The organism is Streptomyces sp. NPDC001530, from assembly GCF_042894545.1.
Taxonomy (GTDB): Bacteria; Actinomycetota; Actinomycetes; order Streptomycetales; family Streptomycetaceae; genus Streptomyces.
Genome location: NZ_JBIAVS010000002.1, coordinates 87,794 through 101,449, shown reverse-complemented (window position 1 = coordinate 101,449; position 13,656 = coordinate 87,794). Strand labels below are relative to the sequence as shown.

Genomic DNA, 13,656 nt, shown 5'->3' with positions numbered 1-13,656 from the left:
GACGTGTACATCGGCCTGGCTTGGCCGCAGGTGCGAGTTCCCGGCGGGGCCATGTGCAGAAGGTCGCAGGGTCGGTCGGCGGTTTCTTGTGGGGCGGCCCGCCGTGAAGGGGGACCCATGCGGCCCACGGCCCCGGACAGAGCAGACGGAAGGAGGAGGCCCTGGGTGCGCGCTCTGCACCGCCCGCTCGGACCGCCCGGGGCGGGGGGCTGCGGCGCACTCCGGGCGGAGAAAGGACCGGGTTCCGGCCACGGCACGGCGAGTCAGGCGATGGGGTGCAGGGCGCGCAGAACCTTGAGGGCTGCCTGGTCGGGGGCAAGATCGCGATCCTGTGTGGGGGTGGGGTCGAAGTGCATGAGCTCATTGCGGAACTTGGCGCAATCGGTAAGCGAGTCACGGACGGTCTGTTGGTCGGCGCCGCAGTTCAGGGCCTTCCAATGGACCTTGGGTGCCAGGACATACGCGTATTCGCCGAGAGTGAGGTCATCGGGCGACTTCACCTTCTTCTTGCGGTGGGGCCGCAGCGTGGAGCGGATCTGCTCAAGAGTGAGGCGGCCGTTGTCCACCGCCTGGTGAAGCAGGCGACGCAAGCGCTGTTCAAGTTCCTCGAGCAGTACGAAGGGCTCGACACGGGCGCCGAATTGGTCAGTCAGGTCGGCGGTGGTGATGATGCCCGAGATCGTGTGCTGGCTGTCGTGGACGAAGGCGTAGCCGCGCTCGTGTAGCCGGGTCATCACGGTGATGGCCTTGTTCAGGCTGTCGCCGGGGCTGAGGGCGGTCACGCCGCCGGTCGCGGTCGACAGGTGGTTCACCCGATAGGTGAGCGGCTCTTGCTCGGCTTCCTCGTCCGGGACATCATCCGTGGTCAAGCGCGGTTGATCGGGACCGGGTTCGGCGCCGGTGCGCAGCAGCTTGATGGTGCTGTCTAGGTCGGCGACGGTGATCAGTGGGCTGGCGGTGAGTCCCTGATCCTTGAGGCCGTCCTCGATCTGGGCGAGCACCGTGGACATGCGGCCAGCGGGCCAGGCGTCGATCAGCTCGCGCAGGGTGAGGGACAGCGGCTGGTCGACGGGCGCGTTGACGGCCTTTTCGAGCAGTGCGGCGGAAGCCGACGGTGTCGCGTCTTGGGCCGCATCGTCGTCGGTGGGGCCGGGGTCCGGATCGGAGCGGCCGCGGGCGAAGTGATGCGCGGGGGTGTAAGGAGTCGCGTGCAGCGGGTAGTACATGCGTCCGTCGGTCCACACCGTGGTCACCGTGACGATGCCCTTGTCTGTCTTGCCGTACCGGCCCAGCCACTGCCGCCCCACGTGCTCGGTGGCCATGCCGTCCTTACGGTCACCGGAGTCGTCGATCACGATGACCCCGCCGTCGTGCAGTGCCGTCGCCGGCTGCTCGCGCAGCAGTTCAAGCCGCCGGTCGTTGACCTGCTCGGCCTCCCAGGGGGACTCGGACAGGAAGAACTGCAGCCGCTGCACCCCCGGCATCCCCGCGCCGGTCACCGGCTCCGCGCCTGCCAGGCAGGTGATCGTCTTGTTTCGCTCCCGCGGAAACCCCGCCGCTGCGCCAGGCTGAAGAAGAGGTCGTCGAACCGGGCCGCGTAATCCTGCAACGGCCCTGGCGCAGGGGGACACGGACGGCGAGCGGTCATCTTCAGCCTCCAGCAGAGCAGTTGGCTCCTGCCACCGGCCTACGATCAACCCAACCTGCCGTCAACCCGCACCACCGCCGGATTTGACGAACTATTGCAGCCGACACCGAACCTCGCCGAGTTCTGCAAGGAGCTCGGAATCCCCGGTCGGAACCGCAGAGGCCGCATCGTGGACCCACCGGCCATCACTTACGTGGCGTCGGTCTGAGGGTCGTCGTCCCAGTCGCTTGCCAGTGCGGCCGGCAGCGGCAGCCCGTACTTGTCGCACAGGAATCGGGTCTGGCAGTACCGCTGGGCGTCGGCGGCCACCCTGCCGAGGACCGCGGAATTCATGCCGGCACCGATGAGAACCCCCACGAACGGCACGACCTTGGCGACGTTTTGAACTGGCACCCTGGAGCCGGCCGGGCCCAGCTGCTGCATCAACTTCTCAAGGGCGGCCAGGAGGCGGTGGTCGTTGCGGAGCTTCTGTGACCAGTTCACGCGTCCCTTGACCGCGTCCGCCGCCCGTGCGACGTCACGCAACGGCTTGGCTTTGGCCGCCTGTGCCATGAAGGACCGCTGTACCAGGCGTTGGATGAAGTCCTGCTCCTTGGGGTCTTTGGCGTCGTAGCCGTAGGAGTACGCGATGCGCGCTGCTATCGACGTGCTCAGGACCTGGACGACCAGGATGTCCGCTGTCATCGCGGCGGGGATACCGGCGACGGGGACCATGGCCAGCAGGCCCATGGCGCCGCCTTCGAATGCGCCGGTGGTCCGCCACTTGAGGGTGTTGCGGGTCAGCAGCCGGTCACAGACCTGGAGGTCCTGCTGCCGTAGTTCGGCGAAACTGTCGATTTCGAAGCCTCGCTTGCGGGCGAGCTTCTCGACGTTCTTCGGGTCGTTGAGATCCATGGCCCAGTCGTTGACCAGCTCGAGCAACGCTGCCGCGCCTGCGAGCGCCGGTCGCATGGCCGTGTCGGCGACCGCGTCGCCTACGCGACGGATCGGTTCCTTGACCGCTTCTGGCACAGCGTCCGTAACCCGTCTCGCGGCGTTTCCCGCGACCTCACCGGTGTGACCGAGCGCGGTGCTCGCCCAGTTCGGCAGACCACGGCGGTCGTTGCGGCGCTGCCAGTGCTCGTTGAGCGTGTCCCATACCTGCCCCTCGTATGCGCTCATCGGGGTTGGACCGTCGACGAGTGGGTCGGCGTAAGTGCTCATTGAGGTCTCCATTTCGACCGTGATCGCTGGGCCCACGATGCCCTACCAGCCGACACGTGGGTGAAGTACATCGTCCAATGGCAAGTTCTGAAAAAGGTGGGAATGTACAGGAAGGGTACGGAGCAGTCATCCCGAGTCGGTTGGCCGTTCAGTCGCCGAGGGTGAACGCGAGGCCACCCGCGCGCAGTTCGTCCTCGGTCTGGGTGAGACCGCCACGGTGGGAGACCTCGACCGTGTAGAACTTCGAGCCCGGTGAGATGTCGTCGACCGTGAACGGGAACTCGCAGCCCTGCTCCGTCTTCTTGCCGAAGCTCAGACTTCCCTTGGCGACGAGGGTTCCGGCGGCGTCGGTGACGCTGACCTGGGCGCCGAAGTCGATGTCGGAGTAGCCGTTCGTTCCGGAGCACGGTTCGTCGGGGTCGAGACCCACGCCGATCCCGGCGACGGTGAGCGTCCCGTCGGTGCTGAACGTCCTTTCCTCGCCGCAGGCCAGTGATGTCCCGGCCCAGCAGGCTCCCACCACGGCGGCCCCGAGGGCGGTGCCGATCGCGAGGACGGTGCCGCGCGACAGCCGCGACCAGCGGGAGGTCGACGTGGTCGGCGGGTGGTCGGACAGATCGGGTGTCGCTTCGGCGGATGCGGGGGCCGACTCTTCGACCGTTCCCCGAGTCGTTTCGGGGACCGCGGTCGGTGGAGGAGTCTGCGGCTGCTGCTCCGGGGTGGACATCGTGGAACTTCCTCTCGGTACGAAGGCGCGGAGGCACGGAGACGCGAAGACGTGAAGGTCGCGAGAGACGACACGCGGCGAAGGCGGGTGTGGCGAGCGGAGGCAGGCGGACGCGGGGCTCAGCCCCGCTCCCGGTCCCGTCCCCGCCGGTACTCGGCCAGCGCCCCACTCGCCCAGAGCGGGACCAGCCGGGGTATCTCGGTCACCGGCACCCTGCCGTGCAGGGAGCGCAGGCCGAGCTTGGCCAGGGAGTCGGCGGCCTCGTTGAGCGGGTTGCCGACGTGGGCCTTCTCGTGGACGAAGGTCAGGCCGGGCGTGTACTCCGCGTACATCTGCAGCTTGACGAGGCTGGGCCGGCGGCCCTGCGAGCGCAGCCGCGTCTCGTAGCCGTCCGGCATCCGGTCGCCGCCGTTCTGCCATTCGTGCAGGAGGGCCAGGGCGCCGAGGTTGTCGACGCGCACCTCGACGGGCCGCCCGGGGTGCGCCGCGAAGATCCGCCGCAACCCCCAGTACACGGCCCGGAGTTCGGTGACGACCACACGGACGCGGGGCGTGGTGAGGTACTGCGGGTAGACGTGGGCGCGCAGTCCGGTCTGCCGGTGGTGGCGAGGTAGCCGGTGCCCACCTTGTCGGCGGTGACGGAGGCGTCCGTGGCGAGCACGATCGGCGTCCGGCCGACGGCCTTGACCGCGTCGTCGAAGTGCACTTGCCGGCGGCCCCGGAGAGTGGGGTGGGGTGCGCGGGCGAGCGGAGAACGACGGCCCATCGGCGGACCCTCCTGTTCACGTCGGGCGGGTGGCGGAGAGAGGACGGAGGGGAAGAAGCGGGGCGGGCGGCCCGGTTTCGGCCGGCCGCCCGCACCGGGGTCCGCCACGTCCCCCCACGAGCGCGGCGGCGTGTGCGGCGGCCGGTCAGCCGACCTTGGTCCACTTCTGGCAGCCGTTGGTCTCGAAGTACTCGCCCTTCTTGACCGTCACGCGGCCCTGGCCCTGGAGGTTGTCGTTGGCGATGATCGCCCCGAACTCCCCGGAGGCGTCTTTGGTGCGGGCCCAGTAGCAGTTGTCGACGAAGCCGCTCTTGTCGGGCCCGGCGGTCTTGTAGGTGCCAGCCTGCATGTCCTCGCCGACGAGGTACTGGCCGTCGCCCTCCACCAAGGTGGCCGGTCCCGCCTTCTCGGCCGGCTTCGGCGTGACCGTGACCTTCTCGGTGACGGTCACGGCGGGCTCGGGCTCACCGCCGCCGGGGGCGGCCGCGGTCTTGGTGACGGTGACCGCCGGGGCGGGAGCGGCGGTGCCGTCCGTACCGCCGGAGTCCCCGTCGCCGCCGATGCCGACGCCGACCATGAGCGCGACGAACGCGGTCGCGCCGTGGGTGAGCCATGCCTTGCGGCGCGACGGCTTCGGTCTCATCGGCTGCCCCATGGCGGGCTGCCCGCCACCGGCCGGCGGGAAGGGCGGTACGGCGTTCCCGCCGGCCGGCGTACCGCCGATGCCGGGGAACTGCGGGTTGCTGGGCGGTATCGAGGGCGTGTGGCTCATCGCGGTGATCCTCCGGTCGGCGTCGTGGCACTTGGCCACCACAAGGTGCCTGCCGCTCCGCACTCTGGGGTTGGACACCGCTGATAACCCGTATTATCAGGCAGGCTGTGCGCGACTATCCGGGGCGGCGGTAGATTGCTGACGCCTGCCCCGCCGAAGGGGGTGGACCGCGAACCGTGAAGGCGAGGACGCCGGCCTCAACGGCCCAAGGGGAGAGGGGGAAGCACGTCCGATGGCGACGCACACGGCCTCGAAGACGCCTCCCATCCTGCCCGAAACGCCGGCCTGGCGGATCACATACGCCGAGATCGCCGCCCTCGCCCAGGTCAAGCGTCCGGTTCCCACCACGTGGGCCCGCCGCCACCCCGACTTCCCCACCCCCGTCACACACGAGGACGGGCGTCCCCTGTTCGACGCGCGTGCCGTCGTCGACTGGCTCGCCTCGACCGGCCGCGGCAACACCGACGCCCGCCGGCTGCGCGCCGAGCTCGCCCTGCACACCCTGGCCGCCTGGCGCACCCCGTCGCTGTCCGCGTCCGTCCTGATCGGCGCGCTGACTTCCCTGGTCTGCCTGCACCAGCAGCTCGACGCCCCCGTCGCCGACGGCCGCCCCTGGGACACCGTCCTGGACAGGGCCGCTGACCTCGACCCCGACGACCGCTTCCTCGTCTCCGAACTGCGCGCCCTGCCCGACCCGGACCGCACCGGCCCGGCCCTCGCCGCACTCGCCGACGAACTGATCGACGCCGCCTACAACCCCGCCGAGGCCTTCGACTGGATCCTCCAGGCACGCCATCGCCTCGGCTCCCGCGACCTCGCCGCCGACGAACCCGCCCCGGTCGTCGTCCGCGCCCTCGCCGCCCTCTCCGGCGTCGACACCCTCGACGAGGGCTCGGTGATCGCCGTCCCGCACGCCCGCACCGGTGCCCTCCTGGCCGCCCTCCACGACCACGCCGCCGAGGACTCCGCCCACGTCTACCTCGCCGCCGACCCCGACCCGGCCCGTGTGCGTCTCGTACGACGGCGGATGCTGGTCCGCGGGGTGTACGAGTTCCGGCTCGACGTCGTCGACGGCGAGGAACTGACCGCCGACGAATGGGGCTACCCGAACCTCCTCGTCTGCGCCCTCCCCTACGAGGCCGCAGAGACCCGCGACCCGAAGACCGTCCTGGAACAGGTCGCCGCCCTCACCGACTACCTCGACACCGGCTCCACCGCCGTCGTCCTAGGCCCCGCCGACGTCCTCACCGGCCCACTCGCCCGGCACGGCGACGCCGACCGCCTGCGCCGCTCCTTCCTCAAGCCCGGCCTGCTCAAGGCCGCGATCAGCCTGCCCGACGGCGTGTACGCCTTCCGCCCCGGCTACCGCACCGCGGTCTGGGTCCTCGCCCGCGTCCCCGAGGAGCAGCGCACCGGCCTCGTCCTCCTCGCCGACTACTCCGCCCAGCCGCTCACCGAACCCGTCCTCGACACCCTCGCCGAGGACATCGCCATCTGGCGCACCTCGGGCTGGACACCCGACCCGCGCCACGACCCGCGCCACGCCGCCATCGTCCTCGGCACCCACCTCGACGACCGCCCCGGCGCCGCCCTCACCCCGCAGCACCGCACGCTCGCCTCCCGCCACACCCGGACCGTCGTCGAACGCCCGGCGGTCATCTCCGACCTGGAACGCCGCCTGAGTGAGCTTCAGGTGCGTTCGAGTACAGGCGAACTCCGGCTGCACGCCCAGGCGGAACTGCGCCCCGAGAACCAGCCGGTGCGCCGTACGTCCGTCGGCCGCCTCCTGCGGACCCGTCGCCTGCGCCGCCGCCCCGGCCACCGCTTCGCTGCCGAACACCTCACCCCCGACGGCCACTACCCGGTCCTCACCCCCGAGGAGATCCTCGGCACCGCCCGCATCGGCGGCCGCCGCATGGACCGAGGCATCTTCCTCACGGCCTACGGGCACGCCCAGTTCACCGAGCCCGGCGACCTTGTCGTCACCGCCCACCCGCACTTCGGCGTCCACGTCGACACGGAGGGCGTGTCCCTGGTCGCCGCCCCGGCCCGCATCCTGCGCGTCCACCCCGACGCGGACCCGCCCGTACGGCCCCGGGTACTGGCCGCGCTGCTGCGCGCCGCTGCCGCCGAGCACGCCCGCACCAGCGGCGCCGTGCGCGCGTCCCGCCGTATCGAGGACCTCGTCATCCCCGACCTGAGCCGCGCCGAGGCCGACCTCTACGAGGCCGTACTCGCCGAGATCGAGGGCAGGGCGGAGCTGCTGCGCGAGCAGACCGCCGCGCTCGACGACCTGACCCGCGTGATGGCGGCCGGCATGGCCGACGGCACGCTCACCATCCAGCACCTCCCGCACACCGACGCCAATATCCACACTCACTGAAGGAGACGCTCCACCCGATGCCTCCACGCCAGAAGAAGCCCGCCGACCAGGCGGAGCTGTTCAGCGCCTCCACCGCCAAGGAGATCCAGGACATCCTCTGGAAGGCGGCCGACAAGCTGCGCGGCTCCATCGACGCCGCCCAGTACAAGGAGTTCGTCCTCGGCTTGATCTTCCTGAAGTACGTCTCCGACGCCTTCGACGAGCGCCGGCGTGAGCTGGCCGAGGAACTCGCCGACGACGGCATCACCGAGGACCGGATGGAGGACTTCCTCGAGGACCGCGACGAGTACACCCGCGCCAACGTCTTCTGGGTCCCCGAGACCGCCCGCTGGTCCTGGATTGCCTCCAACGCCAAGGCCCAAGGCGTCGGCGAGCTCCTCGATGAGGCGATGGACGCCATCATGCGGGAGAACGCCTCCCTCACCGGCGTCCTCCCCAAGATCTTCAACCAGGACCGCGTCGACCAGAAGCGCCTCGGCGAACTCGTCGACCTCATCAGCGACGCCCGTTTCGGCGGCAACGAGGACAGGCCGGCGCAGGACCTTCTGGGTGAGGTGTACGAGTACTTCCTCGGCAACTTCGCGCGGGCCGAGGGCAAGCGGGGCGGGGAGTTCTACACGCCGAGCTCGGTCGTCCGGCTGATCGTCGAGATCCTGGAGCCGTACGAGGGGCGGGTGTACGACCCGGCGTGCGGCTCGGGCGGCATGTTCGTGCAGGCGGCCAAGTTCATCGAGGCTCACCGAGGCAAGGGCCACAAAGCCGACATCTCGGTCTACGGCCAGGAGCTGAACGAGCGCACCTGGCGCCTGGCCAAGATGAACCTGGCCATCCACGGCATCGACGGCAACCTCGCCTCGCGCTGGGGCGACACCTTCGCCGACGACAAGCACCCGGACCTCAAGGCCGACTTCGTGATGGCCAACCCGCCCTTCAACATCAAGGACTGGGCGAGGGACGAGAGCGACCCGCGCTGGAAGTACGGGGTTCCGCCGAAGAACAACGCCAACTACGCCTGGCTCCAGCACATGATCTCCAAGCTGGGGGAGAGGGGCACGGCGGGCATCGTCCTGGCGAACGGGTCGATGAGCTCCCAGTCCAGCGGCGAGGGGGAGATCAGGCAGGCGCTGATCGAGGCCGACCTGGTGGCGTGCATGGTCGCGCTGCCCCCGCAGCTCTTCCGCACGACGCAGATCCCGGCGTGCCTGTGGTTCCTGTCCAAGGACAAGTCGCCCCAGGGCGCCCGAAGGTTGGACGACCGGCGGGGCGAAATCCTCTTCATCGACGCCCGCGCGATGGGCGAGATGGTGGACCGGACGGAGCGCCTCTTCTCGGAGGCCGACCTCAGGAAGATCGCCGACACGTACCACGCGTGGCGCAGCACGGCGTCGGCGCGCGAGGCGGGGCTGACCTACGAGGACGTGCCGGGCTTCTGTTACTCGGCCGACTTGGAAAAGGTCCGGGAGCACGGGTACGTGCTGACGCCGGGACGTTACGTGGGGGCCGTCCAGACGGAGGAAGAGGACGCGGAGGCTGTGGCCGAGCGGATCAGCAAGCTGACTAAGGAGCTGTACGAGCTGTTCGACAAGTCGGCGGAGCTGGAGAAGACGGTGCGGGTGCAGTTGGGGAGGATCGATGTCTGAGTGGGTCGAAACCACCATCGGAGACGTGGCCACCGTGTTTGATGGCCCACATGCCACGCCCAAGAAGACAGAAGAAGGGCCGTGGTTTCTCAGCATTTCCAGCCTGGACCAAGGGCGTTTGAATTTGGCAGAATCCGCCCACGTGTCAGAGGATGATTTCTCCCAATGGACACGTAGGGTGACTCCTCAGGAAGGCGACGTTCTATTTTCCTATGAGACGCGACTTGGTGAGGCCGCCTTGATGCCTGCTGGGATTCGCGCGTGCCTTGGACGTCGGATGGGGCTTCTGCGGCCTAAACGTGATGTGGTCGAGCCGAAGTTTCTTTTGTATGCCTACCTCGGCCCTGAATTTCAGCAGGTCATCGCCTCCAGACGGATCCATGGGGCCACGGTGGACCGTATCCCTTTGGCCAGCTTGCCCACCTGGCCGATCCGTATTCCGGGGCTGCCGGAACAGCGGGCAGTGGTTGCTCTCCTCAGTGCGCTGGATGACAAGATTTCAGTCAACGAGCGCATTTCCGAGACGGCCGACGCCCTATCGCGCGCCCTGTTTGATGGCACGTGTCGCTCGACCGCGAGAGAGGACCGAGCCGGCTGGACCCCTGGTCACTTGTCCGACATCTGCTCCACGCAGTACGGCTACACTGCGAGCAGCTCCCCGGATCCGGCAGTCGGGCCGAAGTTCCTGCGAGTGAAGGACATCAACAAGAGGAACTGGATCACGTGGTCCGACGTGCCGCACTGTGAGATCAGTGACGGGGATTTCGAGAAATACCGTTTGGCTGTCGGTGATGTGTTGGTGGCGCGTATGGCGGACCCTGGAAAGTCGGCCGTCGTCGAAGAGCTGACCGAAGCGGTCTTTGCCTCGTATCTCGTGCGCCTCAAGATGCCCTCACTCGCTCACTCGTACTTCGTATGGGGTTTCCTCAAGTCGGACGCGTACGCGCGGTATGCGGAGAGTTCGAGGGGGGGATCGGTGCAGGCGAACATGAACGCCAAGGTGATTGTCGGAGCTCCGCTCGTCATTCCGCCGGTTGAGGTGATGGAGCAGTACCTGTATTCCGTTAGACCCGTGCGTGAGCGCCTGACGCTCGCGCTGCGGGAATCCACACAACTCGCCGCCCTCCGCGACACCCTTCTCCCTCAGCTCATGTCCGGCCGCCTCCGCGTCAAAGACGCCGAGAAGATTGTCGAGAACGCCACATGACGACCCACCACGACGGGAACGAGCCCGACGACAGAACCCACCGCCGCCCCACCGAAGCCGACTGGGAGTTGCTCGCCCTCGATGAGCTGGCCGAGTTGGCCTGGCTGCCGGCCTCCGGGAACGAGTTCGCGCCCGGTTCCGGGCACCGGAAGTCCTGGGACGACCTGATCCTCTACCCGGACCTCCAGGAGGCGATCGAGCGCCTGAACCCGGACCTCCCCCCGGACGCCGTCCGGGAGGCCATGACGGCCGCCGTCACCCCCGGCTCCCAGGACACGTACGAGGAGAACCGGACCGCCCACCTCCACCTCACCTCCGGCATACGCTCCGTCACCTACACCGACTCCTTCGGCGCGGAGCACAACCCCACCATCCGCCTCGTCGACCTCACGGACCCGGACGCGAACACCTACCGCGCCCTGAACCAGGTCACCGTCATCGACGGCGAGAAGAACCGCCGCTTCGACGTCGTCCTGTACGTCAACGGCCTGCCCCTCGCCGTCGTGGAGCTGAAGCGCGCCGGCGACGAGGACGCGACGCTCCAGACGGCCCACGCCCAGGTGGCGCGGTACGTCCAGGAGTTCCCGACCGCCTTCCGCTATAACGCCGTCGTCCTGCTCTCCGACGGCATCACCGCGAAGTACGGCACGCCGTTCACGCCCTACGAGCACTTCGCCCCGTGGAACACGGACGAGTTCGGCGCCCGAGTCGACCCGCTGACCGCGGACGGCTTCTCGGAGTCGGGGCAGAACCTCGCCATCCACGGCCTGTTCACCCAGTTCCGCTTCCTCGAACTGGTCCAGTCGTTCGTCAACTTCGTCCCGTCGAAGCGGATGAAGCGGATAGCGAAGCCGCACCAGTACCATGCCGTCACCCGCGCCGCCGAAGCCGTCCGCACGGCCTCGGCGAGCGACGGCAAGGCCGGCGTCGTCTGGCACACACAGGGTTCCGGCAAGTCGGAGGAGATGGTCCTCACCACCACCCTGGTGATGCGGGACCCGGCCCTGCTGAACCCCACCGTCGTGGTCGTCACCGACCGCACGGACCTCGACGACCAGCTGTACTCGACGTTCCAGGAGAGCGAGATCCTCCCGGAGACGCCCCGGCAGGTCGTCACCCGCGCCGAATTGCGCGAGGAGCTCGCGGCGAAGAGGACGGGAGGGATCCTCTTCACCACGCTCCAGAAGTTCGGCAAGACGAGGGAGGAGCGGGAGTCGGGCACCGACCACCCGATGCTCTCCGACCGCCGGAACATCGTCGTGATCGTCGACGAGGCGCACCGCAGCCACTACGACGACCTCAACGGCCTCGCCCGCCACCTGCGCGACGCGCTTCCGCACGCCACGCTGCTCGCCTTCACCGGCACGCCGATCTCGGAGGCCGACCGCAACACCCGCGAGGTGTTCGGCGACTACATCGACGTCTACGACCTCAAGCGGGCCGCCGACGACGGCGCGACCGTGAAGGTCTACCACGAGAGCCGTGTGATCCAGCTCGTCCTGGACCGCGACGTCGACCCGACCACCATCGACGAGGAGGCCGACCGCATCACCGACGGCCTCGACGACACCGAGCGCCGCCGCGTCGAGCAGGCCGTGGCGACCATGAACGCCATGTACGGTGCGCCGGCCCGGATACGGGACCTCGCGGCCGACCTGGTGGAGCACTGGGAGGCACGCCGGGAACGGATGCGGCCGTTCGTCGGCGCCTCCGAGTCGGGCGGGGCGCCCGGCAAGGCGATGGTGGTGTGCGCGACCCGCGAGATCTGCGTACGCGTCTACGACGCACTGCGCGAGCTGCGGCCCGAGTGGCACAGCGACGAGTTCGACAAGGGCGCCATGAAGATCGTCTTCTCGTCGAACTCCCGCAAGGACACGGACGCGCTGCTCGACCACGCGCTGACCGACAGCCGCCGCAAGACCGTCATCAACCGGGCCAAGGACCCCGACGACGAGCTGGAACTGCTCATCGTCAACAACATGCTGCTGACGGGCTTCGACGCCCCGCCGATCCACACCATGTACCTGGACCGGCCGCTCAAGGGCGCCAACCTTATGCAGGCCCTGGCCCGCGTCAACCGGCGCTTCCGCGGCAAGGAGGACGGCCTCCTCGTCGGCTACGCGCCGCTGACGGAGAACCTGCAGAAGGCCATCGCCGAGTACACCGAGGCCGACCAGCGCGACCGCACCCTCGGCCAGGACGTCGAGCGGGCGCTGGACGAGCTGCGCAACGAGTACGACGTCCTCACCGGCATCCTGCGCGGCTTCGCCTGGGAACCCCTGCTCGACCGTCCCGGCCCCCGTGCGTTCGTCGACGCGGCCCTGCGCACCGCCAACTACCTGCTCGATCCGGTCACGCCCGGCAACAACCCCGAGCAGCTCGACGATCCGCGCCAGACCCTGGGCCGCCGCTTCCGCGACCACGCCTACCGCCTGGAACGTTTCTGGGCGCTGGCCGGCAGCTCGAAGGAGGTGGGCGACCGCTTCGCGGACCGACCGGCCTGGAAGCGGCACATCCAGTTCTTCGTCGAGGTCCGCGCCTACATGGCCAAGTTGGACGCCATGAATCGCGAGGCGCGCGGCCTCCCGGTCGCCCGTGACGTCGAGCTGTACCTCGCCCAGCTGACGTCGTCCGTGGTGGAGACCGGCGGAGTGACGGACCTGTTCGCCGAAGCCGGGCTGGAGACCGCCGACCTCACCCACCTCACCGACGCGCTCGTCGCCCAGCTCCAGCAGAGCGACACCCCGCACCTGGCGGCCGAGGCGCTGCGGCGGCTCGTCGAGCGGAAGATGCGCGAGGTCACCCGGCACAACATCGTCCGGCAGACCACCTTCTCCGAGCGCCTCCAGGACCTGATGGTGCGCTACATGCGCCAGCAGTACACCAGCGCCGAACTCATCGCCAAACTGGTCGAGATGGCCAAGGAAGTCGCCGCCGACGCCCGCCGCGGCGAGAAGTTCGACCCGCCCCTGAACTGGCGCGAGCTCGCCTTCTACGACGCCGTCGCCGACCACGGCACGGCCCGCTCGCTCATGGGCGACGAGGTCCTGGCGGGCATCGCCCGCGAGCTCGTCACCGAGGTCCGCCGCCAGCTCAAGCCCGACTGGATCGCCCGCGAGTCCGTCCGCGCCCGCCTGCGCAGCACCATCAAGCGCCTCCTGGCCCGCAACAACTACCCGCCGGACCAGCAGAAGGAGGCCATCGACCTAGTCCTCCGCCAGATGGAGCACTTCGCCAACGAGTGGTCCGAGAACGGCATGCCGGACGACTGAGCGGTGATGCGAGAGTCCTGCCGTCCGGGAGTGACGGA

At 69.0% G+C, this 13,656-nt stretch carries 9 protein-coding genes; 4 read left to right on the top strand and 5 right to left on the bottom strand.

The features are described 5' to 3' along the window. Positions 1-263 precede the first annotated feature (263 nt). From ACFY0T_RS03360 to ACFY0T_RS03340, 5 genes are all read right to left on the bottom strand, one after another. Positions 264-1,631: a transposase gene (locus ACFY0T_RS03360; protein ID WP_388864306.1), complete on the bottom strand. Its 1,368-nt coding sequence runs from the start codon at positions 1,629-1,631 to the stop codon at positions 264-266. Between the two features lie 206 nt (positions 1,632-1,837). Then, positions 1,838-2,851 carry an EcsC family protein gene (locus ACFY0T_RS03355; protein ID WP_388864305.1) on the bottom strand — a complete coding sequence of 338 codons (1,014 nt, stop codon included), beginning with the start codon at positions 2,849-2,851 and terminating at the stop codon, positions 1,838-1,840. Between the two features lie 148 nt (positions 2,852-2,999). After that, positions 3,000-3,578 (bottom strand): hypothetical protein, encoded by a 579-nt coding sequence (locus tag ACFY0T_RS03350; RefSeq protein ID WP_388864304.1) that lies wholly within the window; start codon positions 3,576-3,578, stop codon positions 3,000-3,002. 119 nt (positions 3,579-3,697) lie between these two features. Continuing rightward, the gene (locus tag ACFY0T_RS03345; RefSeq protein ID WP_388864303.1) at positions 3,698-4,117 is read right to left on the bottom strand and encodes a hypothetical protein; all 420 of its coding nucleotides are present in this window, start codon (positions 4,115-4,117) and stop codon (positions 3,698-3,700) included. 372 nt (positions 4,118-4,489) lie between these two features. Next, positions 4,490-5,116, bottom strand: a complete 627-nt coding sequence (locus ACFY0T_RS03340; protein WP_388864302.1) for a hypothetical protein — start codon at positions 5,114-5,116, stop codon at positions 4,490-4,492. 232 nt (positions 5,117-5,348) lie between these two features. Between ACFY0T_RS03340 and ACFY0T_RS03335 the strand changes: the two genes are divergently transcribed. Genes ACFY0T_RS03335 through ACFY0T_RS03320 form a run of 4 tightly spaced genes read left to right on the top strand, consistent with a single transcriptional unit; the run spans position 5,349 to position 13,618 of the window. Continuing rightward, positions 5,349-7,499 carry a hypothetical protein gene (locus ACFY0T_RS03335; protein ID WP_388864301.1) on the top strand — a complete coding sequence of 717 codons (2,151 nt, stop codon included), beginning with the start codon at positions 5,349-5,351 and terminating at the stop codon, positions 7,497-7,499. A gap of 17 nt (positions 7,500-7,516) precedes the next feature. Beyond that, complete coding sequence (locus ACFY0T_RS03330) at positions 7,517-9,139, top strand: type I restriction-modification system subunit M (protein ID WP_388864300.1); 1,623 nt, start codon at positions 7,517-7,519, stop codon at positions 9,137-9,139. Continuing rightward, the gene (locus tag ACFY0T_RS03325; RefSeq protein ID WP_388864299.1) at positions 9,132-10,346 is read left to right on the top strand and encodes a restriction endonuclease subunit S; all 1,215 of its coding nucleotides are present in this window, start codon (positions 9,132-9,134) and stop codon (positions 10,344-10,346) included. Before ACFY0T_RS03330 ends, ACFY0T_RS03325 begins: the two co-directional genes overlap by 8 nt. Beyond that, a complete protein-coding gene (locus ACFY0T_RS03320; RefSeq protein ID WP_388864298.1) occupies positions 10,343-13,618 on the top strand; it encodes a type I restriction endonuclease subunit R in 3,276 nt (1,091 codons plus the stop codon). Before ACFY0T_RS03325 ends, ACFY0T_RS03320 begins: the two co-directional genes overlap by 4 nt. Positions 13,619-13,656 lie beyond the last annotated feature (38 nt).

Bases quoted from the DNA above. Each gene is read 5' to 3' on its own strand.
- ACFY0T_RS03330 (WP_388864300.1), top strand. From the start codon at position 7,517: ATGCCTCCACGCCAGAAGAAGCCCGCCGACCAGGCGGAGCTGTTCAGC.
- ACFY0T_RS03350 (WP_388864304.1), bottom strand. From the start codon at position 3,578: ATGTCCACCCCGGAGCAGCAGCCGCAGACTCCTCCACCGACCGCGGTC.
- ACFY0T_RS03320 (WP_388864298.1), top strand. From the start codon at position 10,343: ATGACGACCCACCACGACGGGAACGAGCCCGACGACAGAACCCACCGC.
- ACFY0T_RS03325 (WP_388864299.1), top strand. From the start codon at position 9,132: ATGTCTGAGTGGGTCGAAACCACCATCGGAGACGTGGCCACCGTGTTT.
- ACFY0T_RS03355 (WP_388864305.1), bottom strand. From the start codon at position 2,851: ATGAGCACTTACGCCGACCCACTCGTCGACGGTCCAACCCCGATGAGC.
- ACFY0T_RS03340 (WP_388864302.1), bottom strand. From the start codon at position 5,116: ATGAGCCACACGCCCTCGATACCGCCCAGCAACCCGCAGTTCCCCGGC.
- ACFY0T_RS03335 (WP_388864301.1), top strand. From the start codon at position 5,349: ATGGCGACGCACACGGCCTCGAAGACGCCTCCCATCCTGCCCGAAACG.